Source organism: Bradyrhizobium sp. FW305-F6 (assembly GCF_058782905.1).
Genome location: NZ_JBYSYD010000004.1, coordinates 237,485 through 263,383, shown reverse-complemented (window position 1 = coordinate 263,383; position 25,899 = coordinate 237,485). Strand labels below are relative to the sequence as shown.

Genomic DNA, 25,899 nt, shown 5'->3' with positions numbered 1-25,899 from the left:
TCTTCCCGAATACCGGCTTTGCGCCGTTGTTGGTTTAGTCAGCTTTCTGGCAATGTGTGCAGACGCCCGTGATCTCCACCACAGACAGTTTGGGGGCGAAGCCCGAGCTGCGCGCGGCGGCGTTGAGGTCCTTGGCGAAGGACGCCGAGGAGATCTCGCCGACAAGGCCACAACGCTCGCAGATCAGGAACGCCACCGCAGATGTCGAATCGTGGTCATGGGCAGCGCAGGCGAGATAAGCGTTGCGGCTCTCGATGCGGTGCACAAGGCCGTTGGCCATCAGGAAGTCGAGAGCACGATAGACCGTGATCGGCGCCGGCCGCGAGATGGACTTGGCGAGTTCGTCGATGATCTCATAGGCACCGAGCGGGCGGTGACTGGAGAGAAGCGCTCCCAGCACCTGACGGCGAATCGGCGTAAATTTCTGGGCGCGCTGCTCGCAGACGAACTCGGCATGCGCCAGCGCGTCCGCGGTGCAGCGGCCGTGGTCGTGGTCGGGCGCGGGGAATGCCGGCTTTGCGAGGGTCATGCGCCCGTCTTCTAGCATTTCATCAGGGGAACCCAAAGCACGACACCGAGAACGGCTGCCAGCCATGCGGGGGCTGCGGGACAGCCTCCTGCCAATCCACATGGGAATAATGATAAGCTTGCTTATTATATGGGAAGCTTATCGGAGACGAGCCTCATGACACGTGGGTCGGTCGACCAGAATTTCCTGTTCACGCTCGGCGAACTCTACCGCCTGCTGCGCGTCTATGCCGACAAGGAGGCCTCGCGCTTCGGCATCACCCGCGCCCAATGGGCGGTGCTTGCCAAGGTCGAGCGCAGCGAAGGCATGAAGCAGTCCGAGCTCGCAGAGCTTCTGGAGATGCAGCCCATCACGCTGACCCGCCTGATCGACAAGCTCTGCGACAACGACTGGATCGAGCGGCGCAATGACGCGTCGGATCGCCGGGTCAAACGCCTGTACCTCAAGAAGGCCGGGCGGCAGCTGCTCGGCCGCATGAACGGCCTGAAGTCCGAGCTGACGGCCAACGCGCTCGACGGCATTACGCCGGCCGACGCCCATCGCCTCCTCACCCAGCTCGAAGCCATCAAGGAAAACGTGCGGACTGCGATCCAGGCATCCGGCGCGGCACAGCTGCGCAAGGAGCAGCGCTATGGCTGATCAGGTCATCAAATTCCAGCCCGAGCAGAAAAGCGACAGCGACAAGCCGACCAAGAAGGCCGGCACCGATCCGCGACGCCGCCTGATGGCGGGCCTACGCCGCTATCGCCGCTTTCTGCTCCTGGTCGTTCTGCCGGTCATCGTCGCCATCGGCGGGGTCACCTTCTATCTCAATGGCGGGCGCTATGTCGGCACCGACAATGCCTATGTCGGCGCGCAGAAGGTGCTGGTGACCCCCGACGTTTCCGGCAAGATCCTGAAGGTCGTCGTGAAAGAAGGCCAGACCGTCAAGCGAGGCGACGCGCTGTTCGAGATCGACCCGGTTCCGTTCCGCCTCGCCGTGGATGAAGCCAAGGCGCAGCTCGCGCAGGCGCACACGACCTACGACAACCTCGTCGCCAACATCAAGATCTACGGCGACATGCTCGATCTCGCCCAGCAGGGCATCGACCTGAAGAAGCGGGACGTCGAGCGCAAGCAGGCGCTGGTGAAGAACAATTTCGGCTCGCAGCTCGATCTCGACAATGCCTCGAACGCGCTGGTCACCGCCGGGGCGCAGGCGCAATACATCAAGCAGCAGCTCTCGAACGCCAAGACGCAATTGCTCGGCAATCCGGGCCTGCCGCTCGAGCAATTCCCGGCCTACGCCCAGGCAAAAGCCAAGCTGGACGACGCCCAGCGCAACCTCGACCACACAGTGCTGCGCGCGCCGATGGATGGCGTGGCGACGCAGGTCGAGCAGATTCAGCTCGGCCGTTACGTCACCGCCGGCACGCCGGTGTTCTCCATCATCGACGTCGCGCATCCCTGGGTCGATGCCAATCCGAAGGAGAGCGACCTCACTTACGTCAGCGAAGGACAACCCGTCACACTCGAGGTCGATGCGTTCCCGAACCACGTCTTCAAGGGCAGGATCGGCTCGCTCTCGCCGGGCACCGGCGCGCAATTCGCGATCCTGCCGCCGCAGAACGCCACCGGCAATTTCGTCAAGGTGGTGCAGCGCGTGCCGATCCGGATCTATTTCGACGAGACCGACAAATATGTGCGCAAGCTGAAAGCTGGCATGAGCGTCTATGCCACCATCGACACCGGCCACAAGCGGTCTCTCGCCGGCCTGCTTGGCCTGTCGGCGACCGCGAGCCAGGATAAAGACCAAGACTGAGAACAAGGACCGATGCGATGTCCGGCCCCAATGCCAGCCTGATGGTGCCCGGCCTGCGCCGGAACATGGTGACGATCTGCGCCATGACCGCGACCATCATGCAGGCGCTGGACACCACCATCGCGAACGTCGCCCTGCCCTACATGCAAGGCAGCCTGTCGGCTTCGCAGGACCAGATCAACTGGGTGCTGACCTCCTACATCGTCGCCGCCGCGATCATGACGGCGCCGGTGGGCTGGATCGCCAACCGCTTCGGCCGCAAGCGCATCTTCATCATCTGTTCGGCCGGCTTCACCATGGCCTCGGTGCTGTGCGGCCTCGCGCAGGACATCAGCCAGATGGTGCTGTTCCGCCTGCTGCAGGGCGTGTTCGGCGCCGCCCTGGTGCCGCTGTCGCAATCGGTCATGCTCGACTACTACACGCTCCAGGAGCGTGCCAAGGCGATGGCGATCTGGGGCATGGGCGTGATGATGGGCCCGATCATGGGACCCTCGCTCGGAGCCTGGCTGACCGAGACCTATTCGTGGCACTGGGTGTTCTTCGTCAACCTCCCATTCGGGGTCATCACCGTGCTCGGCCTCATCGTCTTCATGGACGAGACCGACAGGAATCTCAGCCTCAGATTCGACTGGTTCGGTTTCGCCGCGCTGGCGATCGCGATCGGCGCGCTGCAGCTCGCGCTCGACCGCGGCGAGCAACTGGGCTGGCTGGAATCCAATGAGATCCTCGCCGAGTTCATCGTCTCGGCCGCCGCCTTCTACTTCTTCCTGGCGCACTCCTTCACGACCTCGACCCCGTTCATCCGCTTCGCGCTGTTCCGGGACCGCAACTTCGTCACCGGCTGCGTCTTCATGATCGTGATGGGGCTCGTGCTGTTCTCGACCATGGCACTGGCCTCGCCCTACATGCAGAACGTGATCGGCTATCCCATCATCACCGCCGGCCTGCTGCTGGCGAGCCGCGGGGTCGGCACCTTCTTCGCCATGATGCTGGTCGGCCGCATGATGCGCTATGTCGAGGCGCGCACGCTGATCCTCGCCGGGCTGACGCTCACCGCCGGCTCGCTGTTCCAGATGACGGGCTGGACCGACCTGACCCAGGTGCCGGAAATCGTCACCGTCAGCGTCATCCAGGGCTTCGGCTTCGGCCTCGTCTTCGTGCCGCTCTCCACCGTCGCGTTCCTGACGCTGTCGAACGAGCTGCGCACCGATGGCACCGCGATGCTGACCCTGGTGCGCAACGTCGCAAGCTCGGTCGGCATTTCCATCGTGATCGCGCAATTGACGCAGGGCACGCGATGGACCTACGCGATCCTGTCCGAGCACATCAACCCGTTCAACCACGCCCTGCAGATGCCCGGCGTCAGCGGCATCATCAATCTGTCGACCGATACCGGCCGCGCCATGGCCGACAGGATGGTCAGCGTGCAGGCGCAGATCATCGCCTTCTCCCATGATTACCAGCTGGTGATGTTCTTCGTGCTCGGCACCCTGCCGCTCGCCCTGCTGATCGGCTCGACCAAGGCCACGCTGCGCAAGCAGGCGGCGGGACCGGAGCATGCGGTGATGGAGTAGCGGGGTGTCATGCCCCGGCTTGACCGGAGCATCCAGTACGCCGCGGCTTCTCCGTATCACGGCAACGTCTCTGGAATACTGGGTCGCCTGGTCAAGCCGGGCAACGACAGCGAGGTTGCGGCGCCGCCTACCCCAACAACTCCTCGCAGCCCAGATCGTCCACCGCCGCGAACACCCGCTCCAGATTGTTCCACCAGATCAGCGGCGGGAGATTGATGCTCCACTGCCAGACGGGCCGCGTGATCTGCCAGAGCACCGCCCAGCGGTAGTCGCGATCGAGCGCGCCGCGGGTGTAGCCGGTGATGCCGCTCTCGATCAGCGTGTCGTGGTAGAAATTAAGCAGCAGCCGTTCGAGCCCCTGCCTTCGTTCCGGATACCAGTGCATCGCCACCATATAGGCGAGGTCCAGGGTCGGAACGTTGATGCTCCAAAGATCGAAATCGAAGATCCGCACGGTGTCGGCGACGCCCGCGCGCGGCAGCAGGAAATTCCAGATATGAGCGTCGCCATGGGTGATGCTGAGGTGGCGGCGTGAAAGGTAACGCTGGGACAACTGCTCCGACCGATCGATGAGGCGGCGATAGATGATGCGGCGCTCCTCGCTGAGGCGATCCCCGACCAGATCGGCGAAGCGGTCGTAATGGCCGGCGAAGATCTCCATGCGCTGCGCGCTGTCTCCGGCGCTCGCGAAGGTGCCGACGGTGTCGCCGAGATCCGGGTGGTCCCACCACGCCGCATGCCAGCGTGCGAGCGTGGTGACGATCGCGACCGCCTGATCACGCGACGGCGGCAGCGGCCATTGGCCCGCGGTCGCATGGCTGTCGGTGAGATCTTCGAGCAGCAGATGCCAGGTCAGGCCCTGCTCGTCGAACTGTCCGTCATAGCAGCGCGGCACCAGCCCCGGCGGCATTTTCGGTGCGAGCTGCGTGTAATAGTCCACCTCGCGCCGGCCGCCATCGGCCAGCGTTTGCGCGAAGGCGGAATTGGGGATCTTCACGATCAGCGACTGCGGGGCGCCGGCGGATTCGCCGACATAGCGCAGGCCGAGCCGGATGATGTGCGACACGACGGTGTCGCGCTGATGCAGCACCTTGATCTCGCGCACGGCGCCGGCGTCGAGCACGCCGCCCCTGCGTAGCGCAGCCGTCAGCTTGGCAGGCTCAACGACCGCCGGCAATTGTGGAGATGTCATGAACCACGATGCCCCTGTCCCGCGCCATACTGCACGATCGCGCTCCCGGGCACCAGCGGCCGAACGGCCGCCGGGCTCAGGCTGCCGCGGTCGAGTCTCGCACGGTTCGCACGACCACCGACCGCAGCTGTTCGAGATTGGCCGCCATCCCCGCAATCGTCTGCCTGACCTCCGCAGCGCGCTCGTCCACCGAGGCGGCATCGCGGCTGACATTGCTGATCTTGGCCGAGACCTCCTTGGCGGCCGACGCCGATTCGGAGATCGACCGCGTAATCTCGCGTGTGGCCGCGTCCTGCTCCTCCATCGCAGCGGCAACCGAGGTCGTCACGCCGTCGATCTCGACGATGTGCCCTCCCATCGTCTCGACCGCATCGACCGCGGCCTGGGTCGAGGCCTGGATCTCGGCAATCAGCCGTCCGATCTCCTCGGTGGACTTCGCGGTCTGGTCGGAGAGGGATTTCACTTCGGCGGCAACCACGGCGAAGCCGCGGCCGGCCTCGCCGGCGCGCGCGGCCTCGATCGTCGCATTGAGCGCGAGGAGGTTGGTTTGCCCGGCGATGCCCCCGATCAGGTCGGAGACCTCGGCGATCTTCTTCACCGATCCCGACAGCGCCTGAATGGTCGAACGCGCCTGCTCGCGGCCGGCGACCGCCGATTTGGTGACGGTGCTGGTGCGCGCGACCTGGCCTGCGATCTCGCGGATCGACGCACTCAATTCCTCGGCCGCGGCCGAGACGGCCTGCGAGCTGCCGAGGGCCTGTGTCGAGGCCATCGCGACCGCCTGCGACTGCGCGGAAAGCGACTTTGCGATGTCCGACAGGCCGGAGGCGGCCTGCTCGACGCCTTGCGTCGCCTCGGTCGCGGTATCGACCGAGCGGCCGGTCTCGCGCTCGACCGTTTCGGCCATCTGGTGCAGGGCGGAGCGCTTGGCAAGCGCCGCCTCCTGCTCCTGCCGCAACTGCTCTTCGCGCAGACGGGAATTCTCGATCGCCGCCTGCTTGAACACCAGAAGCGCGCCCGCCATCGAGCCGACCTCGTCCTGGCGGTGCGCGAACGGGATGTCGGCGGCGAGATCGCCGGTCGCCAGCTTCTGCATCGTGCCGGTCATGCGCACGATCGGCCGCACCACGCCGAACGCAACGCCGAGCAGGCCGGCAGCGACGAAGGCGAGCACGGCGATCGAGACGCCGAGCAGGATATAGAGCATCGCGCTGTCGCGGTCCGCCGCCAGCTTCTCCATGGCGGCATTCTGCTTGTTGGCGCTCTCGACGATGCCATCGATGATGGCGCGATGCGCGGTATAGGCGTCCTTGAGCTGGGCATAGGCACGCTCGGAAGCAGCGGCGTCCCTGGCCTTGAGCGCCGGCAGTAGCTGGTCGGACGCCTTCCAGAACTTCTGCACCTCGGCGTCGGACTTCGACACCAGCGCGGTCTTCAGGTCGGGCGAGAGGCTGGACGAGACCCAGAATGCCTTGCGCTCGTCGTAGTCCTTGCGGAGTTGGACCAGCCGCTCGCCATGGGCGGCCACTTGGTCCGGCTCGCGCATGGCGAGGGTGGCCTCGAGATACGCCTCGATGACATATTCCGGCGGCGGCAGGATGTCGGCGATGAGGTCGTTGCCCAGCTTGATGTCGGAATAGAGCGGGCCGCCGACCTTTAGTTCTTTCAGGGCGTAAAGGCTGGTCGAAACAACGGCGGCAAAACCAATGGCGAGAACGATGCCGAACGCGACGATCGCTGAGGACAAGGACAGACGAAATTTCATGGAGCAATCCGGGTCGCCGTCGAAACTGCCGCCACCCTAGATGAATACGGTAAATGCGGGATTGCTTCGCGCGAGAATTGCAGCATGCGAACCCCGCACAAATACGGGAATTCGAGGTCAGGCCATCGGTATTGCGTCAGTGAAGCTGACGCATAAACGCGACGAGCACCGGCGCTGATGCGCCCAATGAGACATGCGTGCCGAGGAGCGGGCCTCCCCGGCACGCCTTGCCGTCATACGTCGAAGAACACCGTTTCGTTGTCGCCCTGGAGCCGCAGATCCAGCCGATAGACCGGCGTGCCGGCATCCCGCACGGCGGTCAAGGTGACGCGCCGATCGGCGGGCACCAGCGCCAGCACGGGGTCGGCGGCGTTGCCGGCTTCGTCGCTGAAATAGATGCGGGTATAAAGATGCCTGAGCATGCCGCGGCCGAACACGGCGAGAAGGACGTGCGGCGCCTGCGGCTTGCCGTCCGGACCCGGCACCGCGCCCGGCTTGATGGTGTCGAAGGAGTAATGGCCATCCTTGTCGGTGCCGCAACGGGCAAAGCCGCGGAAGCTCGCATTGGGCAGCGCGCGCTCGTCCTGCGGGTCGGCAAAGCGGCCCTGCGCATCGGCCTGCCAGATCTCCAGCATGCAATCCGGCACGGCGAGGCCGTCGCCATCGAACACGCGGCCTTCGATACGGATGCGGTCGCCCGTGACGTCGGGCGTCAGCGTCGAATTGGTGAAGGCATCGTTCCAGGCGTATTCGCCGGTCGGCGTCAGGCCGTATTTGAAGAACGGACCGACGGTCTGCGACGGGGTGATCCCATTATCCTGCACTTAGCTGTTCTCCATGGGGGTGGCGTTCTTGCCGCGCAGCACGATGTCGAAGCGGTAGCACAGCGCCCATTCGGGCTTCGTGTTCTCGAGGTCGAACGACGAGACCATCCGCGCCCGCGCTTTCTCGTCCGGCACCGAATTGAAGATCGGATCGAACGGGAACAGGGGATCGTTCGGGAAATACATCTGCGTCACGAGGCGCGTGACGAAGGAATGGCCGAACACCGAGAGATGGATGTGGGCTGGGCGCCAGGCGTTGTGGTGGTTGCCCCAGGGATAGGCGCCGGGCTTGATGCTGACGAAGCGGTAATAGCCGGCGGCATCGCTCACGGTGCGGCCCGCGCCGGTGAAATTCGGATCGAGCGGCGCCGGGTGCTGGTCGCGGACGTGAACGTAGCGGCCGCAGGAATTGGCCTGCCAGATTTCGATCAGCGAGTTCGGCACGCCGCGCCCGTCCTCGTCGCGCACATGGCCGTGGACGATGATGCGCTCGCCGAGCGGCTCGCCCGCGTGCTGCCGGGTGAGGTCGTCGTCGCCCTCGCGCACGGTCTCGTGGCCATAGACCGGGCCGGTCAGCTCGGACAACGTATGGGGCATCGGGATCAAGGGCTTGTTCGGCGCCCGCTTGATCGAGCTCTTGTAGTCGGGCGACAGCGGCAGCGGATGCGCCTTGTTGCTGTCGGTCGGATAGATGAATGTCATGGCGAACTCCTCCCCGACCATTTTCGGTGGCCGGATCACGTTTCCGGCAATCATTATAGGATATAACTAAATGGGGGAAGCGGGTTTGGCGGCCATGCCGCTGACACAGGCCCAGGCTATTTGATCGGCGCCCGCGGCAGCACGGCCTCCCCGGCTTCGAGCCGGTAGGTGTGGTCGAGCGAGTACCAGGGCGGCGCAACGTCGCTTGCGGTCGGATGTGGCGTGTCGTGGCGCTGGAACTTGCCGATCAGCGCCTGCGTCACCCCGAATTGCACGTCACTGTCGATATGCGGGTCGGCGGGATCGTAGACCTGCGAGATCAGAACCTTGAAGCCGGGCTTGAAGATCAGGGCGTGCAGATGCGCGGGACGGTAGGGATGCCGGCTTTGCGCCTCGAGCAGGCGGCCGACGACGCCATTGGTCGGAATGGGATAGCCGACCATCATCACCGAACGAAATGCAAAGCGCCCATCCGAGTCGGTCGTGAACTTGCCGCGCAGGTTCATGTCGGCCTGCTCCGGGTCCTGGTTCTCGTAGAGCCCGACCGGCGAGGCGTGCCAGACATCGACCTCCGCCCCGGCGACCGGACGGCCGTCCTTGTCGACGACACGGGCGCTCACGAACAGCGGCGCGCCCGGCGTCTCGGACCGGACGATCGACCCGCCGTTCTCGACCCGGGGCGAATTCAACCGCCAGAACGGCCCGAGCAGCGACTGGTCGGTCTCGGTGTTACCCTGATCGCCATTGTTGAGCAGGCACACCAGCGAGGAGACGCCGAGCGAGCCCGCCAACAGCACGACCTCGTTGTGCGTGTCGGTGGTCAGCTTGCCGAGCTGGGCCAACATCGCCGTGGCATCGCGGAACTCCTTCTCGGTCAGCCTGATATCACGGACGAAGGCGTGAAGGTGCTGGACCAGGGAGATCATGATCTGGCGCAGCCGAGGATCGGATGTCCGCTCCATCACCGCCAGCGCCGCGGCCGTAACGTCCTGCTCGCGCTCGATGATCATGCCGCTGTCTTCCCTGTCATCCCGGGGCAGCCCGACAGGGCTGAACCCGGAATCTCGAGATCCCGGGCTCAGCCCTTTCGGTCTGCCCCGGGATGACGAGACGCTATGCGTCTCGTCAATTCACCTTCTCGATCGCGACGGCGACGCCCTGGCCGACGCCGACGCACATGGTGGCGAGCGCGAGCTTGCCGCCGCGCTTCTCCATGCCGTGGACCGCGGTGAGGGCGAGGCGCGCGCCGCTCATGCCGAGCGGATGGCCGAGCGCGATGGCGCCGCCATGCGGATTGACGAAATCGGCATCGTCAGCCACGCCGAGCTGGCGCATGCAGGCGATGCCCTGCGAAGCGAAGGCTTCGTTCAGCTCGATCAGGTCGAAATCGCCGATCTTCTTGCCGAGACGCTCCATCAGCTTGCGGGTCGCTGGCACCGGGCCAATGCCCATGATGCGCGGCGGCACGCCAGCCGAGGCAAGACCGAGGATACGGGCCCGCGGCGTCAGCCCGTGCTTCTTCACGGCCGCCTCGGACGCCAGAATCATGGCGGCGGCACCGTCATTGACGCCGGAGGCGTTGCCGGCCGTCACCGTGCCGGGATTGCGCACGATCGGCTTCAGTTTCGCGAGACCTTCCAGCGTGGTTTCAGGGCGCGGATGTTCGTCCTTGTCGACGGTTATGGGACCGGCTTTGCCGCCGGGAATCGTGATGGGCGTGATTTCCTCCGCAAAATAGCCGGCCGCGATCGCCTTGCCCGCGCGCTGCTGCGAGCGGATGGCGAAGGCGTCCTGGTCGGCGCGCGAGACCTGGAATTCCTCGGCGACGTTCTCGCCGGTCTCGGGCATCGCGTCGACGCCGTACTGCGCCTTGAGCAGCGGATTGATGAAGCGCCAGCCGATCGTGGTGTCGAAGATCTCGGCCGAGCGCGAGAAGGCCTCCTGCGCCTTGCCCATCACGAAAGGCGCGCGGGTCATGGATTCGACGCCGCCGGCGATGGCGAGCTCGATCTCGCCGGAACGGATGGCACGCCCCGCAGCGCCGACGGCATCGAGGCCGGAGGCACAGAGCCGGTTCAGGGTCTGCCCGGGAACCGAATCCGGCAGGCCCGCCAGCAGCAGCGCCATGCGCGCAACATTGCGATTATCCTCGCCGGCCTGGTTGGCGCAGCCGAAGAAGACCTCGTCCACCTGCGCCCAGTCGAGATTGGGGTGCTTGGCCATCAGCGCCTTGATCGGGGCTGCCGCGAGATCGTCGGCGCGCACCTTGGCGAGCGAGCCGCCGAAACGGCCGATCGGGGTCCGCACGGCATCGCAGATAAAGACATCACGCATCGTTGTTCTCCCTGAATGCCGCGGTCCGGCCAAATTCTTCAATGTCGGCGGAGTTTTAGGAGGGCGCCCGCAGCAGGTCAATTGACGGTTTCGCAGGTGGCGTATTCGACTGAATGTCATGAAACTCAGCCGTCATTCCGGGGCGCGACGAAGTCGCGGGCCCGGAATCCATAACCACGAGCCGGGGTTATGGATTCCGGGCCTGCGCCTGGCGGCGCATCCCGGAATGACAACGGAAAATGTGGCAGCAGCTTCCGCCACGCGGACAACGTGGAAAACCTCCCCTCGCCGGCCAAAGCGATAGGAGCACCGGGCGAAATTTTGTAGGTTGCGCCGCCCATGACGATGCAACAGCCGATCCCCGTTCCGCCCGCCGACGACACGCCCGCGCCGCAGGCCGAGGCTGCCGCGCGCGTCACGCCGATGATGGAGCAATACCTCGAGATCAAGGCGGCGCATCAGGGCTTGCTGCTGTTCTACCGGATGGGCGATTTCTACGAGCTGTTCTTCGAGGACGCCGAGATCGCCTCGCGGACGCTCGGCATCGTCCTGACCAAGCGCGGCAAGCACCAGGGCGCCGACATCCCGATGTGCGGCGTGCCGGTCGAGCGCTCCGAGGACTATCTGCATCGTCTCATCAGCGCCGGCCACCGCGTCGCCGTGTGCGAGCAGACCGAGGATCCCGCCGCGGCGAAGGCGCGCGGCAACAAGAGCGTGGTGCGCCGCGGCGTGGTGCGCCTGGTAACGCCCGGCACGCTGACCGAGGACACGCTGCTGGATGCGCGCGCCAACAATTACCTGCTGGCGATCGCGCGCGCCCGTTCCTCCGCCGGCGGCGACCGCTTCGGCCTGGCCTGGATCGACATCTCCACCGCCGAGTTCATGGTGACCGAAGCGTCCGGCGGCGAGCTCGCCGCGACGCTGGCGCGCATCAATCCGAACGAGGCCATCGTCACCGACGCGCTCTACAACGACAACGAGCTCGGCCAGATCCTGCGCGAGCTGCCCGCCGTGACGCCGCTGACCCGCGACGTCTTCGACGGCGCCACCGCCGAGAAGCGGCTGTGCGACTACTTCGCCGTCGCGACCATGGACGGGCTGGCGCAGCTGACGCGCCTGGAGGCCACCGCCGCCGCCGCGGCCGTCACCTATGTCGACCGCACCCAGGTCGGCAAGCATCCGCCGCTGTCGCCGCCCGCGCGCGAGGCTTCGGGCGCGACCATGGCGATCGACCCGGCCACCCGCGCCAATCTCGAGCTGACGCGGACACTGGCCGGCGAGCGCCGCGGTTCGCTGCTCGATGCGATCGACTGCACGGTCACCTCGGCCGGCTCGCGCCTGCTGGCGCAACGCTTGGCAGCACCGCTGACGGATGCGCCGGCGATCGCCCGGCGGCTGGACGCGGTCGGCGCCTTCGTTGCCGATTCAGCCGCGCGCGAAGACATCCGCAGTATCCTGCGCGGCGCGCCCGACATGTCGCGGGCACTGGCCCGCCTCTCGGTCGGCCGCGGCGGACCGCGCGACCTCGCCGGCATCCGCGACGGCATCATCGCCGCCGACCAGGTACTGACGCGGCTCGCCGAGCTGGATCAACCGCCGCAGGAGATCGCCGCAGTGATGGCGGCGCTACAGCGGCCGTCGCGCACGCTCGCAGCCGAATTCTCCGGTGCGCTCGACGAGCAGCTGCCGCTGATCAAGCGCGACGGCGGCTTCGTGCGTCAGGGCTACGAGCCGGCGCTGGACGAAGCGCGAAACCTGCGCGACGCCTCGCGCCTCGTCGTCGCCTCGATGCAGGCGCGCTACGCGGACACGACCGGCGTGAAGGGCCTCAAGATCCGCCACAACAACGTGCTCGGCTATTTCGTCGAGGTCACCGCGCAGCACGGCGACAAGCTGATGTCGGCGCCGCTGAACGCCACCTTCATCCATCGCCAGACGCTGGCGGGACAGGTGCGCTTCACGACGTCCGAGCTCGGCGAGATCGAGGCCAAGATCGCCAATGCCGGCGACCGCGCGCTCGGCCTTGAGCTCGAGATCTTCGAGCGGCTCTGCGCCAAGGCGCTCGCGATCAGCGACGATCTGCGTGCTGCGGCGCAAGGCTTTGCGCTGCTCGACGTCGCGACGTCGCTGGCCAAGCTCGCCATCGACGACAATTATGTGCGACCCGAGGTCGACGGCTCGCTCGGCTTCGCCATCGAGGCCGGCCGCCATCCCGTGGTCGAGCAGGCGCTCAAGCGCAACGGCGAGCCGTTCATTGCCAATGCCTGCGATCTGTCGCCTACACCGGGGCAGAAGTCCGGCCAGCTGTGGCTGCTGACCGGGCCGAACATGGCGGGTAAATCGACCTTCCTGCGCCAGAACGCGCTGATCGCCTTGATGGCCCAGATCGGCAGCTTCGTGCCGGCGACGCGCGCGCGGATCGGCATCGTCGACCGCCTGTTCTCGCGCGTCGGCGCCGCCGACGACCTCGCCCGCGGCCGCTCCACCTTCATGGTCGAGATGGTCGAGACCGCGGCGATCCTCAATCAGGCCGGCGAGCGCTCGCTGGTCATTCTCGACGAGATCGGCCGCGGCACGGCGACCTTCGACGGCCTCTCGATCGCCTGGGCGGCGATCGAGCATCTGCATGAGAGCAATCGCTGCCGCACATTGTTCGCGACCCATTACCACGAGCTGACCGCGCTCGCGGCCAAGCTGCCGCGGATGTTCAACGCCACCGTGCGCGTCAAGGAGTGGCAAGGCAATGTCGTATTCCTGCACGAGGTGCTGCCGGGCTCGGCCGACCGCTCCTACGGCATCCAGGTCGCGAAACTCGCCGGCCTGCCGCCGGCGGTGATCACGCGCGCCAAATCGGTGCTCTCCAAGCTGGAGGCGCAGGACCGCGGCCAAACCGCGCGGGCCTTGGTGGACGACCTGCCGCTGTTCGCCGTGCCTTCGCGCGCCGCCACGGAGGCCGCGCCGCCGAGCGAAGCGGAGCTGCTGGTTGAGGCGGTGAAGGCGCTGCACCCCGACGAGATGTCGCCGCGCGAGGCGCTCGATGCGCTTTATGCGCTGAAGGCCAAGCTGCCGAAGCAGTAACCGCGCCGTAGCCCGGATGAGCGAAGCGACATCCGGGACGACCGCCCCGCATATCGCTGCGCTCATGCGGGCTACAGATTCTGAGCGCTTGGCCTACGCCCTCGCTGCGATCGCCGCCGCTTCCGCCGCGGCGCGCTGCATGCTGGTCGACATCTCGTTCGTCACCGTGCTCTGCTCCTCGATCGCCGCGGCGGTCGAGGTCACGTATTCGCTGACATTGTTGATCGCCTGCTTGATCGAGCCGAGCGCGCTGACGACGTCGCCGGAGATGCCGTTGAGGCTGCCGATCTCCTGGCCGATCTTGTCGGTCGCCTGCTTGGCCTGGTTGGCGAGGCTCTTTACCTCGGATGCGACCACCGCGAAGCCGCGGCCGGCTTCGCCGGCGCGGGCGGATTCGATGGTCGCGTTGAGCGCGAGCAGGTTGATCTGCCCGGTGATGTTGTTGATCATCTCGACGATGCCGCTCATCGCCTGCGCGGCTTCGGTCAGACGCTGGGCCTGCGCGTCGGCGGACGATACCTGCTCGACCGCGCTCATCGCGGTTTCGCGCGATTTGGTCATCGCCTCGGAGATTTCCCGCACCGAGGCGTTGAGCTCCTCCGAGCCCGCCGCGACCGATTCCATCATGCCGCGCACGCGCTCGTTGCCCATCCGGACCAAGACCTGCTTGGTGACGTCGGTGGCGTATTTCACCACCTTGAACGGCTTGCCGTTCAGATCGAGGATCGGGTTGTAGGAGGCCTGGATGTAGACCTCCTTGCCGCCCTTGCCGATGCGCTTGTATTCGGCGGCCTGGTACTCGCCGCGATTGAGCGCGGCCCAGAACTCACGATAGCCTGCGCCGTCGCGCTCGCTGGGATCGACGAACATGCTGTGATGCTTGCCCTTGATCTCGGCCAGCGAATAGCCCAGCGCGCCGAGGAAGTTGGCGTTGGCGGTGACGATCGTGCCGTCCATGTTGAACTCGATCACAGCCTGAGACTTGCCGATGGCGGCGAGCTGGCCGGCGAGATCGGCGTTCTTCAGCTTCTCCGCGGAGACGTCGGTCGCGAACTTCACGACCTTGAAGGGCTTGCCCTTCTCGTCGAAGATCGGATTGTACGAGGCCTGGATCCAGACTTCCTTGCCGCCCTTGCCGATCCGCTTGTATTCGGCGGCCTGGTATTCACCGCGATTGAGGGCGGCCCAGAACTCGCGGTAGGCGGCACCGTCGCGCTCCCTGGGCTCGACGAACATGCTGTGGTGCTTGCCCGCGATCTCGTTGAGCGAATAGCCGAGCGCGCCGAGGAAGTTGGCATTCGCAGTGATGACCGTGCCGTCCATGTTGAACTCGATGACCGCCTGCGAGCGGTTCGCGGCGGCAACCTGCGCGCCGAAGTCGAGGTTCTGCAGGCGGATAGATGCATCGGACCATTCCACCACGACCCCCGCCCGGCTGCCGTCGTCGTTCTTGACGGGCGTTGCGACGAGGTCGAATTTCCGTGCGCCGATCTGAATCATCGCACGATGCACCGTGCTGAGGCTGGCGAGCATCTGGCGCTGATGCTGGGGGTTCTTGTGAAACACGTCGATGTTGGTGCCGACCAGCGTGTTCACGTTGAAATGCGGCAGTTCTTTCTTGAGGTCGGCTTCCGCGGTGCGAAGCAAATCCGTCACCGCATTGTTCATGTAGACGATGTTGAGGTCGTTATCCGCAACCATCAGGTTTGCAGTCACGACCTTGGAGGCCATCAAGGCCAGTCCGTCGGAATTTGACTTGCGCTTGAACATTCAATGGTCTCCTCGTTGAGAAAGCGTCTTGTTGAATGACGCGCGGCATAAGTCTCGAACTCGAAATTTCGGCTCGACGTTCACTGTTGTGCACTGGTGGAACTGCCGCCCCAACATGGACGGTCTTAACTTGAGTAGATTTACGGTGAAGGCGCGAAGATTAAATTAACGACCGCGTCGAAAACGCGCCGGCAGCCACCGCAGAACTACGGAGCTTGGAGCCGCAAGAATCCTGGACGCAATGCTTACGCTTTTATGCGCGATCGCCTGCGCCCATTCCACCACAGCGTCAGATTCCACATCACGCAGGTTGCAAGCGCGAGAAAAAGACCAACCGTCGATCCAAATTTCACGACTGCAACGTGCAGAACGGCAATGGCCATGCCAAACCCGAGCAGTCCCCAGGCGGAGTTGGCGAGCACGGCGGCGGTCGGCGGGCCGCCGATGCGCGGATGCAGGATCACCATGATGCTGGAGAACACCACGGGAAAAAGCGCGATGACGCCGCTGATGCGCGGGCCGACCCAGCTGGAGGTCGAAACCACGATGGCAACGAGGGTCGCAACCAGTGCAGCGCGCATCGGCACGTCGTACCAGCGGCGCGTCACCAGCGGCATCTTCACACCGCGATAGCGCGCGAGCAGCGGAATGCAGATGCCGAATGCGATCAGGTTGGCGGCGAGCCCCGCCGTGAGCGACCAATCGAACCGGCGGATGATCGACGCCAGCAGGATCCAGACGGCGAAAGCGCTTCCGCAACTCGCCACGATAGTGTGCCGCTGCGCCAGCACGACGTAAGTGAGGCACATGAAGATCGTCGCCGCATTGACCGGCAGGCTCGCCAGCGCGCCCTGCGCGATGAAGGCGGCGTCATGATCGAGCGCAAGGAATACGTAGGACGGACCGGCCGACACCGGGAGAGTCGCGACCAGCGCGCCGATCACCGGCCCCGAGCGCTCCGTGATGATCGACGCCGTGACCACGAAAGTCGCAGCGATCGCCATGCGCAAGAGAAGGAGGAGGAGGAAGTGGAGGTCGAGGGACATTCGCGCGGGATATTATTGTTGAGAAGTTTTCCGCGGGCTCGTGCACCTCTCCCGGAGGGAGAGGTCGATTTGCGCAGCAAATCGGGTGAGGGCTTCAGGTCCCACGGGGCAGCGCAACCCCTCACCCGCGCCCTCGGCGCGACCTCTCCCTATGGGAGAGGTGGGTAGTCACAACCGCTGCATCGACACCGAGACCTTCGGACCGTTCTTGATGGTCTGATAGACCACGCAATAGCGCTCGGTGAGCTTGAGCAGGAGATCGAGCTTGTCCTGCGGCGCGTCGGTGTCGACCTCGAAGCGCAGGCGAATCTCGGCGAAGCCGACGGGCGTTTCCTTGTCGATGCCGAGCGTGCCACGGAAGTCGAGATCGCCCTCGGCATAGACGTTGCCGGTCTTGAGCGGCACCTCGACCGCAGTCGCAACCGATTTCAGCGTGACGCCGGCACAGGCAACCAGGGCTTCGAGCAGCATGTCGCCGGAGCAGAGCTCGAGCCCGGAACCGCCGGTGGCGGGATGCAGGCCGGCCATCGCGATGGCGCGGCCGGTCTCGACCTTGCAGGCGATGCCTTCGCTATCGGTGGAGCCCTTGGCCTTCAGCGTGATCAGCGCGGTCTTGGGATCGGTCTTGTAGCGCTCTTTGATCGGAGCCTGCATCTGGCGCAGCTGAACAGCGTCCATCTCGTTCTCTCCCCGGGGTAGAGTTTCCGAAGAGCGGTATAGAAGGCGGCCGGTTTCGTGTCAGCTCTCGATTGATGGGATCAGCCATGAGCGACCGGATTCGAGCCGAAAACCACCGTATATTCATAATGTTAAGCTGAAATTCACGACCGACGCCACGACTGCCTAATCTACGTGACCGAGGTCATCGACGGCTGGCTTGCGAATGTCTCGTGACAGCGCCTGTCACCTCTTATATCCGGAGAGACATGGACAGCATTGCGACTGAGCAGAAGGCCGGGGTGGACGATCGATTCGACACCGCGCGGATCACCGCCGCGGTCGATGCGCTTGCCGAAAAACATCAGGGACGCGAGGACGTATTCCGCACGGCGATGGCGCAATTGCTCAAGGCGGAACTGATCGCGGCGCGCGCCGCCGCGCAGGCGATCCTCCTGAAGGACCGTCATGGCCGCCGCTGCGCCGAGCGGCTGTGCCACGTGCAGGACGAGATCATCCGCATCCTCTATTCGGCCGCGACGCGCCATCTCTACCGCTCGCCGATCCCGAGTGGGGCCGAGCGCATGGCGGTGGTGGCGACCGGCGGCTATGGCCGCGGCCTGATGGCGCCGGAATCGGACATCGATCTGCTCTTCATCCTGCCCTACAAGCAGACCGCCTGGGGCGAGCAGGTCGCCGAAGCGATCCTGTATTGCCTCTGGGACATGGGGCTGAAGGTCGGCCACGCCACGCGCTCGGTCGACGAATCGATCCGGCAGGCGCGCGGCGACATGACCATCCGCACCGCGATCCTGGAGACGCGCTTCCTGACCGGCGACAAGCCACTCTACGAGGAGCTGGTGGAGCGCTTCGATAAGGAAGTGGTGCAGGGCACCGCCTCGGAGTTCGTCACCGCAAAGCTCGCCGAGCGCGAGGAGCGGCACCGCCGCGGCGGCCAGTCGCGCTATCTGGTCGAGCCCAACGTCAAGGACGGCAAGGGGGCCTTGCGCGACCTCCACACGCTGTTCTGGATCGCCAAATACGTTTACCGCGTGCGCGACACCCACGAGCTGGTCGCGCGCGGCGTGTTCGACGCGCAGGAATATCGCACCTTCCGCCGCTGCTCCGACTTCCTCTGGTCGGTGCGCTGCAACCTGCATTTCTACTCCGGCCGCGCCGAAGAGCGCCTGTCCTTCGACCTCCAGCGCGAGATCGCCATACGCCTCGGCTACACCTCGCATCCCGGCATGCAGGACGTCGAACGCTTTATGAAGCACTACTTCCTGGTCGCCAAGGAGGTCGGCAACCTCACCGCCATCCTCTGCGCCAAGCTCGAGGACCAGCAGGCCAAGCCGGCACCGGTGCTGAGCCGGATGATGGCGCGGCTGCGGCCCAGCACCGTGAAGCGGCGCGTCCCCGACAGCGACGACTTCATCGTCGACAACAACCGCATCAACGTCGCAGCGCCCGACATCTTCAAGCACGATCCGGTCAATCTGATCCGCATCTTCCGCCTCGCGCAGAAGAACAACCTCGCCTTCCACCCGGATGCGATGCGCGACGTGACGCGCTCGCTGGGCCTGATCAACGCGGGCTTGCGCGAGAATCCCGAGGCCAACCGGCTGTTCATGCAGATTCTGACTTCCGACAACGCCGAGATCGTACTGCGGCGGATGAACGAGACCGGCGTGCTCGGCCACTTCATCCGCGCGTTCGGCAAGATCGTGTCGATGATGCAGTTCAACATGTATCATCACTACACCGTCGACGAGCACCTGATCCGCTGCATCGGCTTCCTCCAGGACATCGAGCGCGGCGGAATCGAAGAATTCGCGCTGGCCAGCGACCTGTTCCGTAAGATTCGGCCCGAGCATCGCGCCGTGATCTATATCGCCACCCTGCTGCACGACGTCGCCAAGGGCCGGCCCGAGGACCATTCGATCGCCGGCGCCAAGGTGGCGCGGCGGCTCTGCCCGCGGCTCGGCTTCAGCGCGGCCGACACCGAGCTCGTGGCCTGGCTGATCGAGGAGCATCTGACGATGTCCACCGTCGCGCAATCGCGCGACCTGTCGGATCGCAAGACCATCGAGAATTTTGCCGCCGTGGTGCAGTCGGTCGAGCAGATGAAGCTCCTGACCATCCTGACGACAGCCGACATCCGCGGCGTCGGGCCCGGCGTGTGGAACGGCTGGAAGGCCCAGCTGTTGCGCTCGCTTTACTATGAAACCGAGCCGGTGCTGACAGGCGGTTTCTCGGAGGTCGATCGCGGCAAGCGCCTCACGGCGGCCTATGCCGAATTCCGCAACGCCTTTGCCGAATGGCCGGCGGACGAGCTCGATGCCTATATCGACCGGCACTATCCGGCCTACTGGCTCAAGGTGGAGCTGCCGCGCAAGATCCGTCACGCACGCTTCGTCCGCTCCAGCGAGCAGGCCGGCCACAAGCTCGCGATCAATGTCGGCTTCGACGAGGTGCGCGGCGTCACGGAACTCACGATCTTCGCCGCCGACCATCCCTGGCTGCTGTCGATCATCGCGGGCGCCTGCGCCTCGGCCGGCGCCAATATCGTCGACGCCCAGATCTACACCACGACCGACGGCCGCGCGCTCGACACCATCTCGATCTCGCGGGAATACGACCGCGACGAGGACGAGGGACGGCGCGCCACCCGCATCGGCGAGATGATCGAGGACGTGCTGGAAGGCAAGCTGCGCCTGCCCGAAGTGGTGGCGCGGCGCACCGTGCGCAGCAAGGCGCGGCCGTTCGTGATCGAGCCGGAAGTGACGATCAACAACCAATGGTCGGATCGCTACACCGTGATCGAGGTCTCCGGGCTCGACCGGCCCGGCCTGCTCTACGAGCTGACAACGGCGATCTCGAAGCTCAACCTCAACATCGCCTCGGCCCATGTCGCGACCTTCGGCGAGCGCGCCCGCGACGTGTTCTACGTCACCGATCTCCTGGGCGCGCAGATCAATGCGCCGACGCGCCAGGCCGCGATCAAGAGCGCCCTGACCCATGTGATGGCCGGCGACAAGGCGGTGCAGCCGGCGGCGTGAGCGGGCGCGCGCGTGTCTCTCCACTTATCATTCCGGGGCGCCGCGTAAGCGGCGAACCCGGAATCCGTTTATCGGCACCCTCGGTGTCGCCCGATGGATTCCGGGCTCGCGCTACGCGCGCCCCGGAATGACGAGTGGAGAAGATAGCGCGCCACGCCTACACCTCCACCCCCTCATGCCGTAGCAGCCAGCGCTTGCGCTCGAGGCCGCCGCCGTACTTCACCAGCGAACCATCCGCGCCGATGAGGCGATGGCAGGGCAGCACCACGCTGATCGGGTTGGAGCCGTTGGCATGGCCGACGGCGCGAATGGCTTTGGGCATGCCGATCTGCGCGGCGAGCGCGCCATAGCTCATCGTCGCGCCGGCGGGGATTTGCGCGAGCGCGGTCCAGACCTTTTGCTGGAACGGGGTGCCGGCGACGCGCCATGCGATGCCCGAGAGCTGACCGAGATCGCCGTCGAAATAGCGCGACAACGCAGTCCGCAGCTCCGCCGGGGCCGTCTGGTCACGCAGATCCACCGCGCCATGGTGCAAGCGCAACAGCTGGCGCATGCGATGCTCATAGTCTTCCCAGTCGAGCGCGCGCAACGCGCCCTCGGCGTCGGTGACGAGCAGCGCGATCCCGATTGGCGTCGCTAGGCGGTCGAGATCGAAGCTTGCGGACAGTTTGGCTGATCGCGCGGGCATGGTGCCACCATTGCATCGAAACATGCCGTCGCACTTGCCATGGTGGCCGTGCTAACGTCCACCCGAAAGCTGACGCTTTTGGGGGGCTCAACTTGATCTGGATCGCCAATTTCCTGGTGGCGCTGGTCGCGGCACTGCACGTGTACTTCCTGGCCCTGGAGATGTTTCTCTGGGACAAGCCTCTGGGACTGAAGGTGTTTCGGAATTCGCCCGAAAAGGCCGAGATCACCAAAGTGCTGGCCGCCAATCAGGGCCTTTATAACGGCTTTCTCGCTGCCGGCCTGATCTGGGGACTTGTCCACGGCAACCCCGCCTTCGCGTTCCAGATCAAGGTCTTCTTCCTGCTCTGCGTGATCGTGGCCGGCGCCTATGGCGCCGCGACCGTGAGCACGCGGATCCTGATGGTGCAGGCGCTGCCGGCGGCCATCGCCTTGGCCGCCTTGTTTCTCGCCTGAGACGCTACGGCGCAGCGCCCCGATCCTTGCGCGGCGGCGAAGCTTCCTCCACAATCTTCGGCAGCGATGGCGACCGTTGCAATCAACGGAAAAGACCATCGGCCGATAATTCCGTCAGGAGGAACGTTCCAATATGAGCAATCGCAGAGCCTTCATGGCTGCCACGGCGGCATTCGCCTTCGCAGTCTCGACCAGCCAGGCCCTCGCCCAGAAGAAATACGACACCGGCGCGACCGACACCGAGATCAAGATCGGCCAGACAGTGCCGTTCTCCGGCGCCTACTCCGTCTATGCCAATATCGGCAAGACCCAGGCCGCTTACTTCAAGATGATCAACGATCAGGGCGGCATCAACGGTCGCAAGATCAACCTGATCCAGTATGACGACGCCTATTCGCCGCCGAAGACCGTCGAGCAGGTGCGCAAGCTCGTCGAAGGCGACGAAGTGCTGTTCACCTTCCAGCTGATCGGGACCGCCGCGAACGCCGCCGTGCAGAAATACCTCAACGGCAAGAAGATCCCGCAGCTCCTGGCTTCGACCGGCGCCGCGCGATTCAACGATCCGCAGAACTACCCCTGGACCATGGCCTATAATCCCAACTACGTGTCCGAGGGGCGGATCTACGCCAAATACATTCTCGCCAACCACCCCAACGCCAAGATCGGCGTGCTCTACCAGAACGACGACATGGGCCGCGACTATCTCGCCGGCCTCAAGAGCGGCCTCGGCGACAAGGCCAACATGATCGTCGGCGAGGTCTCCTACGAGGTGACCGACCCGACCGTCGATTCCCAGGTGGTCAAGCTGAAGTCGATGGGCGTCGATCTGTTCTATGACGCCTCCACGCCGAAATTCGCGGCACAGGCGATCAAGAAGCTCGCCGACCTCGGCTGGACGCCGGTGCACATCCTCGACATCAATGCGAGCCCGGTGTCGGCGACGCTGAAGCCGGCCGGCCTCGACATCTCCAAGGGCATCATCTCGACCAATTACGGCAAGGATCCGGGCGATCCCCAGTGGAAGGACGATCCGGGCGTGAAGGCCTTCTTCGCCTTCATGGACAAGTATTTCCCGGAGGGCGACAAGCTCAACACAATCAACACCTACGCCTATTCGGTGGCGGAGCTGCTGGTGCAGGTCTTGAAGCAATGCGGCGACGACCTGACGCGCGAGAACGTCATGAAGCAGGCCGCGAACATCAAGGGCTTCACCCCGAGCCTGGCGCTGCCGGGGATCAAGATCACCACCGGCCCGAACGACTACCGCGTCAACAAGCAGATGCAGATGATGAAGTTCAACGGCGAACGCTGGGAGCTGTTCGGACCGATCATCGAGGACACCGGCCCGTCGGGCTAGGCGCTGGTCTCGTAGGGTGGGTTAGCCGAAGGCGTAACCCACCACATCTGCCGATACACGGGAACGAGAAGAGGTGGGTTACGCCCAGCGGACTGCGCTTCGCGCCGCCGCTGCGCTAACCCACCCTACAATCTACGTCGCTATCTCGCCGAAATTCTTTCCCACCGGCAGCACGGCATGCCGGATCAGCCGCGAATCCTCCACCGCGGCCTGGCGGTGCTTGACTGCCTCGCGGTAGACGGGATCGCGGATCATCTCGACGAAGGCGGAGACGCTGGGATATTCGGCGATGAAGCAATGGTCCCAGCGTTCCTCCTGCGGACCGATCAGCATCAGCTCGAATTTGCCCTGCCAGACGATGCGGCCGCCGAGGCGTTCGAAGACCGGACCGCTTTCGCGGCCATAGGCGGCATAGGCCTCCGCGCCGCTGGCCTTACGGCCATCGGGATAGGCCGCCTCTTTGCGCAGGCGGACCAGGTTGAGCATGTGGATCGGACCGGGGCGGTCGTTGTCCCGGAACTGCGCGAAGATCTCCTTGGTCGGATCGATATGGCCCATGGCGCTCCCTCTACTTATTGATAGGCGATCCTACCCTCGCCGCCGCGAATGCGGAACCGCGAGGGGCGAATGCCCCATCTCCTAATCGCGCGTTAACGCCGGGGTAACCGGGCCTTAAACAGCGGCCGCTAGCGTCTCGGCGGGGCGGTCTGACCGGGCGTTTTGCGTATGGCGTGGGGAAAGAAAAAGGGTGCGCGGAAGGAGCCGCTGTTCGGCTTGCCTGCAGCGCTCGCCGATCTGCGCCTTAACCCGGCGGACCGCATTCCCGGCGGCGAGGACAAGCCGAAGAAATCAGCGAAATCATCCACCAAGCGCAAGAGCGACGATGCCGGCGACGAGCCGCCGCGTGAGCGCAAGCCACCGAGCAGCCGCAGCGGCGCCAAGCGGCGCGCGAAGTCGCGTGGCGGCTTCAGCCTCGGCCGCCTGGTCTATTGGGGCGCGGTGCTGAGCTTGTGGGGCGCCATCGCCGTGACCGGCGTCGTGGTCTATGTCGGCGCGCATCTGCCGCCGATCCAGTCGCTGGAGATCCCCAAGCGCCCGCCGACGATCCAGATCGTCGGGATCGACGGCAGCCTACTGGCGCAGCGCGGCGAGATGGCCGGCGCCAATGTCGCGCTGAAGGATTTGCCGCCGTATTTGCCCAAGGCGTTCATCGCCATCGAGGACCGCCGCTTCTATTCGCATTTCGGCATCGACCCGGTCGGCATCGCGCGCGCGCTGGTCACCAACGTCATGCATCGCGGCGTGTCACAGGGCGGCTCGACGCTGACGCAGCAGCTCGCGAAGAACCTGTTTCTCACGCAGGAGCGCACCATCCGGCGCAAGCTGCAGGAGGCGGAGCTCGCGATCTGGCTTGAGCGCAAGCACTCCAAGGACGAGATCCTGGAGCTCTATCTCAACCGCGTCTATTTCGGCTCGGGCGCCTATGGCGTGGAGGCGGCTGCGCAGAAATATTTCGGCAAGTCGGCCAAGAGCGTGACGGTCGCGGAAGCGGCGATGCTCGCCGGCCTCGTCAAGTCGCCGTCGCGCCTTGCGCCGAACCGCAACCCGGAAGGCGCCGAAGCGCGCGCGCAGATCGTGCTGGCGGCGATGGCGGATGCGAACTTCATCACCGATGCGCAGGCCAAGGCGTCGATCGGCCATCCCTCCTACAACGTGAAGCCGGCCGGCGCCGGCACCGTCAATTACGTCGCCGACTGGATCGGCGAGGTGCTGGACGATCTGGTCGGCCAGATCGACGAAAGCATCAAGGTCGAGACCACCATTGATCCGAAGCTGCAGAGCGTGGCGGAAGCCGCCATCATCGACGAGCTCGCGGCCAAGAGCGTCAAGTTCAACGTCAGCCAGGGTGCGCTGGTGGCGATGACACCTGACGGCGCGGTGCGCGCCATGGTGGGCGGGCGGAACTACTCCGACAGCCAGTACAACCGCGCGGTCACCGCCAGGCGGCAGCCGGGCTCCTCGTTCAAGCCGTTCGTCTATCTCACTGCGCTCGAGCAGGGCCTGACGCCCGACACGATGCGCCAGGACGCGCCGATCGAGGTCAAGGGCTGGAGACCCGAGAACTACACCCACGAATACTTTGGCTCGGTGACGCTGACGCAGGCGCTGGCGATGTCGCTCAACACGGTCGCGATCCGCCTCGGCCTCGAGGTCGGGCCGAAGAACGTGGTGCGCACCGCGCACCGGCTCGGTATCTCGTCCAAGCTCGAGCCCAACGCCTCGATCGCGCTCGGTACCTCCGAAGTCTCCATGGTCGAGCTGGTCGGCGCCTACGCGCCGTTCGCCAATGGCGGCCTCGCGGTGTCGCCGCATGTGGTCACGCGGATCAGGACGCTCAGCGGCAAGCTGCTCTACATGCGCCAGCCGGAGGAGCGCAACCAGGTCGTCGACCCGCGCCACGTCGGCATGATGAATGCGATGATGCGGGAGACGCTGGTTTCGGGCACCGCCAAGAAAGCGGAGATCCCGGGCTGGCCGGCCGCCGGCAAGACCGGCACCAGCCAGGATTATCGCGACGCCTGGTTCATCGGCTACACCGCCAATCTCGTCACCGGCGTCTGGCTTGGCAATGACGACAACTCGCCGACCAAGAAGGCGACCGGCGGCGGCCTGCCGGTGGAAGTCTGGTCGCGCTTCATGAAGGCCGCGCATGAGGGCGTGCCTGTGGCGGCCCTGCCGAGCGCACCCGGCGGCTGGGGCCTGTCGAACCTCGCGCAGGCGGCCTCGCAGGTGTCGCCGCCGACAGCCGCCGCGCCGCCACAAGCGAACGCGGGCGGCTATCGCCCGCCGCCTCCGACGCGCGCCAATGTGCGGCCCGAGCCGGCCGCCGGGCTCGATGGCTGGCTGATGGATCGGCTGTTCGGCGGCAATCGATAGGCCTTGTTGAGGGCCTCACAACAAAACTGCGAAAACAACCCCATGCACAGTAGAACGCGACCTCAGGCGTGACGCTGGGTAAATCGTTCGAAGCGTTTGATGCGACGGAGGTAATCAGGCAAACGGCGCAA

20 protein-coding genes are annotated in these 25,899 nt (G+C 65.3%); 8 read left to right on the top strand and 12 right to left on the bottom strand.

Annotated features, from left to right (window positions below; genetic code table 11):
- Positions 1-34 precede the first annotated feature (34 nt).
- Positions 35-529 (bottom strand): Fur family transcriptional regulator, encoded by a 495-nt coding sequence (locus AC3WLX_RS25735; RefSeq protein ID WP_291624561.1) that lies wholly within the window; start codon positions 527-529, stop codon positions 35-37.
- Positions 530-685: 156 nt separating this feature from the next.
- Here AC3WLX_RS25735 and AC3WLX_RS25730 point away from each other — a divergent pair, with 156 nt between their 5' ends.
- Genes AC3WLX_RS25730 through AC3WLX_RS25720 form a run of 3 tightly spaced genes read left to right on the top strand, consistent with a single transcriptional unit; the run spans position 686 to position 3,904 of the window.
- A complete protein-coding gene (locus AC3WLX_RS25730) occupies positions 686-1,168 on the top strand; it encodes a MarR family winged helix-turn-helix transcriptional regulator (RefSeq protein ID WP_291624560.1) in 483 nt (160 codons plus the stop codon).
- Positions 1,161-2,330 carry an HlyD family secretion protein gene (locus AC3WLX_RS25725; protein WP_291624559.1) on the top strand — a complete coding sequence of 390 codons (1,170 nt, stop codon included), beginning with the start codon at positions 1,161-1,163 and terminating at the stop codon, positions 2,328-2,330. The genes AC3WLX_RS25730 and AC3WLX_RS25725 overlap by 8 nt, the downstream gene beginning before the upstream one ends.
- 17 nt (positions 2,331-2,347) lie before the next feature.
- A complete protein-coding gene (locus AC3WLX_RS25720; protein ID WP_492338044.1) occupies positions 2,348-3,904 on the top strand; it encodes an MDR family MFS transporter in 1,557 nt (518 codons plus the stop codon).
- A gap of 127 nt (positions 3,905-4,031) precedes the next feature.
- Here AC3WLX_RS25720 and AC3WLX_RS25715 read toward each other — a convergent pair whose 3' ends face one another.
- From AC3WLX_RS25715 to pcaF, 6 genes are all read right to left on the bottom strand, one after another.
- On the bottom strand, positions 4,032-5,096 hold the full coding sequence (locus tag AC3WLX_RS25715; protein WP_492338043.1) for a phosphotransferase: 1,065 nt from the start codon (positions 5,094-5,096) through the stop codon (positions 4,032-4,034).
- A gap of 76 nt (positions 5,097-5,172) precedes the next feature.
- Positions 5,173-6,861 (bottom strand): methyl-accepting chemotaxis protein, encoded by a 1,689-nt coding sequence (locus AC3WLX_RS25710; RefSeq protein ID WP_291624556.1) that lies wholly within the window; start codon positions 6,859-6,861, stop codon positions 5,173-5,175.
- Positions 6,862-7,094: 233 nt separating this feature from the next.
- Positions 7,095-7,685 (bottom strand): protocatechuate 3,4-dioxygenase subunit alpha, encoded by a 591-nt coding sequence (gene pcaG / locus AC3WLX_RS25705; RefSeq protein WP_291624555.1) that lies wholly within the window; start codon positions 7,683-7,685, stop codon positions 7,095-7,097.
- Complete coding sequence (pcaH, locus tag AC3WLX_RS25700) at positions 7,686-8,387, bottom strand: protocatechuate 3,4-dioxygenase subunit beta (RefSeq protein WP_492338042.1); 702 nt, start codon at positions 8,385-8,387, stop codon at positions 7,686-7,688.
- A 116-nt stretch (positions 8,388-8,503) separates the two neighbouring features.
- The gene (locus tag AC3WLX_RS25695) at positions 8,504-9,397 is read right to left on the bottom strand and encodes a dioxygenase family protein (protein WP_492338041.1); all 894 of its coding nucleotides are present in this window, start codon (positions 9,395-9,397) and stop codon (positions 8,504-8,506) included.
- Between the two features lie 115 nt (positions 9,398-9,512).
- Positions 9,513-10,721 carry a 3-oxoadipyl-CoA thiolase gene (gene pcaF, locus AC3WLX_RS25690; RefSeq protein ID WP_492338040.1) on the bottom strand — a complete coding sequence of 403 codons (1,209 nt, stop codon included), beginning with the start codon at positions 10,719-10,721 and terminating at the stop codon, positions 9,513-9,515.
- Positions 10,722-11,060: 339 nt separating this feature from the next.
- Between pcaF and mutS the strand changes: the two genes are divergently transcribed.
- Positions 11,061-13,799 (top strand): DNA mismatch repair protein MutS, encoded by a 2,739-nt coding sequence (gene mutS / locus AC3WLX_RS25685; RefSeq protein ID WP_492338039.1) that lies wholly within the window; start codon positions 11,061-11,063, stop codon positions 13,797-13,799.
- A gap of 93 nt (positions 13,800-13,892) precedes the next feature.
- Here mutS and AC3WLX_RS25680 read toward each other — a convergent pair whose 3' ends face one another.
- From AC3WLX_RS25680 to AC3WLX_RS25670, 3 genes are all read right to left on the bottom strand, one after another.
- Positions 13,893-15,569, bottom strand: a complete 1,677-nt coding sequence (locus AC3WLX_RS25680; RefSeq protein ID WP_492338038.1) for a methyl-accepting chemotaxis protein — start codon at positions 15,567-15,569, stop codon at positions 13,893-13,895.
- 245 nt (positions 15,570-15,814) lie between these two features.
- Positions 15,815-16,615: a hypothetical protein gene (locus AC3WLX_RS25675; protein ID WP_492338037.1), complete on the bottom strand. Its 801-nt coding sequence runs from the start codon at positions 16,613-16,615 to the stop codon at positions 15,815-15,817.
- Positions 16,616-16,783: 168 nt separating this feature from the next.
- Positions 16,784-17,293 (bottom strand): OsmC family protein, encoded by a 510-nt coding sequence (locus AC3WLX_RS25670; protein WP_492338036.1) that lies wholly within the window; start codon positions 17,291-17,293, stop codon positions 16,784-16,786.
- 248 nt (positions 17,294-17,541) lie between these two features.
- Here AC3WLX_RS25670 and AC3WLX_RS25665 point away from each other — a divergent pair, with 248 nt between their 5' ends.
- The gene (locus AC3WLX_RS25665) at positions 17,542-20,331 is read left to right on the top strand and encodes a [protein-PII] uridylyltransferase (protein WP_492338035.1); all 2,790 of its coding nucleotides are present in this window, start codon (positions 17,542-17,544) and stop codon (positions 20,329-20,331) included.
- Positions 20,332-20,488: 157 nt separating this feature from the next.
- Here AC3WLX_RS25665 and AC3WLX_RS25660 read toward each other — a convergent pair whose 3' ends face one another.
- Complete coding sequence (locus tag AC3WLX_RS25660) at positions 20,489-21,019, bottom strand: methylated-DNA--[protein]-cysteine S-methyltransferase (protein ID WP_492338034.1); 531 nt, start codon at positions 21,017-21,019, stop codon at positions 20,489-20,491.
- A gap of 92 nt (positions 21,020-21,111) precedes the next feature.
- Between AC3WLX_RS25660 and AC3WLX_RS25655 the strand changes: the two genes are divergently transcribed.
- Entirely contained in the window at positions 21,112-21,474 is a 363-nt protein-coding gene (locus AC3WLX_RS25655; RefSeq protein ID WP_492338033.1) for a DUF1304 domain-containing protein, read from the top strand.
- Positions 21,475-21,607: 133 nt separating this feature from the next.
- Entirely contained in the window at positions 21,608-22,831 is a 1,224-nt protein-coding gene (locus AC3WLX_RS25650; protein ID WP_492338032.1) for an ABC transporter substrate-binding protein, read from the top strand.
- 132 nt (positions 22,832-22,963) lie between these two features.
- On the opposite strand, the gene AC3WLX_RS25645 is transcribed toward AC3WLX_RS25650, so the two are convergent.
- The gene (locus tag AC3WLX_RS25645) at positions 22,964-23,389 is read right to left on the bottom strand and encodes a DUF1330 domain-containing protein (RefSeq protein WP_492338031.1); all 426 of its coding nucleotides are present in this window, start codon (positions 23,387-23,389) and stop codon (positions 22,964-22,966) included.
- 168 nt (positions 23,390-23,557) lie between these two features.
- On the opposite strand from AC3WLX_RS25645, the gene AC3WLX_RS25640 reads away from it, so the two are divergent.
- Complete coding sequence (locus tag AC3WLX_RS25640; protein ID WP_492338030.1) at positions 23,558-25,768, top strand: transglycosylase domain-containing protein; 2,211 nt, start codon at positions 23,558-23,560, stop codon at positions 25,766-25,768.
- Positions 25,769-25,899 lie beyond the last annotated feature (131 nt).

Bases quoted from the DNA above. Each gene is read 5' to 3' on its own strand.
- AC3WLX_RS25695 (WP_492338041.1), bottom strand. From the start codon at position 9,397: ATGATCATCGAGCGCGAGCAGGACGTTACGGCCGCGGCGCTGGCGGTG.
- AC3WLX_RS25720 (WP_492338044.1), top strand. From the start codon at position 2,348: ATGTCCGGCCCCAATGCCAGCCTGATGGTGCCCGGCCTGCGCCGGAAC.
- AC3WLX_RS25710 (WP_291624556.1), bottom strand. From the start codon at position 6,861: ATGAAATTTCGTCTGTCCTTGTCCTCAGCGATCGTCGCGTTCGGCATC.
- AC3WLX_RS25660 (WP_492338034.1), bottom strand. From the start codon at position 21,019: ATGCCCGCGCGATCAGCCAAACTGTCCGCAAGCTTCGATCTCGACCGC.
- pcaH (WP_492338042.1), bottom strand. From the start codon at position 8,387: ATGACATTCATCTATCCGACCGACAGCAACAAGGCGCATCCGCTGCCG.
- AC3WLX_RS25725 (WP_291624559.1), top strand. From the start codon at position 1,161: ATGGCTGATCAGGTCATCAAATTCCAGCCCGAGCAGAAAAGCGACAGC.
- AC3WLX_RS25665 (WP_492338035.1), top strand. From the start codon at position 17,542: ATGGACAGCATTGCGACTGAGCAGAAGGCCGGGGTGGACGATCGATTC.
- AC3WLX_RS25650 (WP_492338032.1), top strand. From the start codon at position 21,608: ATGAGCAATCGCAGAGCCTTCATGGCTGCCACGGCGGCATTCGCCTTC.
- AC3WLX_RS25640 (WP_492338030.1), top strand. From the start codon at position 23,558: ATGGCGTGGGGAAAGAAAAAGGGTGCGCGGAAGGAGCCGCTGTTCGGC.
- AC3WLX_RS25675 (WP_492338037.1), bottom strand. From the start codon at position 16,615: ATGTCCCTCGACCTCCACTTCCTCCTCCTCCTTCTCTTGCGCATGGCG.
- AC3WLX_RS25670 (WP_492338036.1), bottom strand. From the start codon at position 17,293: ATGGACGCTGTTCAGCTGCGCCAGATGCAGGCTCCGATCAAAGAGCGC.
- AC3WLX_RS25735 (WP_291624561.1), bottom strand. From the start codon at position 529: ATGACCCTCGCAAAGCCGGCATTCCCCGCGCCCGACCACGACCACGGC.
- AC3WLX_RS25680 (WP_492338038.1), bottom strand. From the start codon at position 15,569: ATGTTCAAGCGCAAGTCAAATTCCGACGGACTGGCCTTGATGGCCTCC.
- mutS (WP_492338039.1), top strand. From the start codon at position 11,061: ATGACGATGCAACAGCCGATCCCCGTTCCGCCCGCCGACGACACGCCC.
- pcaF (WP_492338040.1), bottom strand. From the start codon at position 10,721: ATGCGTGATGTCTTTATCTGCGATGCCGTGCGGACCCCGATCGGCCGT.
- AC3WLX_RS25730 (WP_291624560.1), top strand. From the start codon at position 686: ATGACACGTGGGTCGGTCGACCAGAATTTCCTGTTCACGCTCGGCGAA.
- AC3WLX_RS25645 (WP_492338031.1), bottom strand. From the start codon at position 23,389: ATGGGCCATATCGATCCGACCAAGGAGATCTTCGCGCAGTTCCGGGAC.
- AC3WLX_RS25715 (WP_492338043.1), bottom strand. From the start codon at position 5,096: ATGACATCTCCACAATTGCCGGCGGTCGTTGAGCCTGCCAAGCTGACG.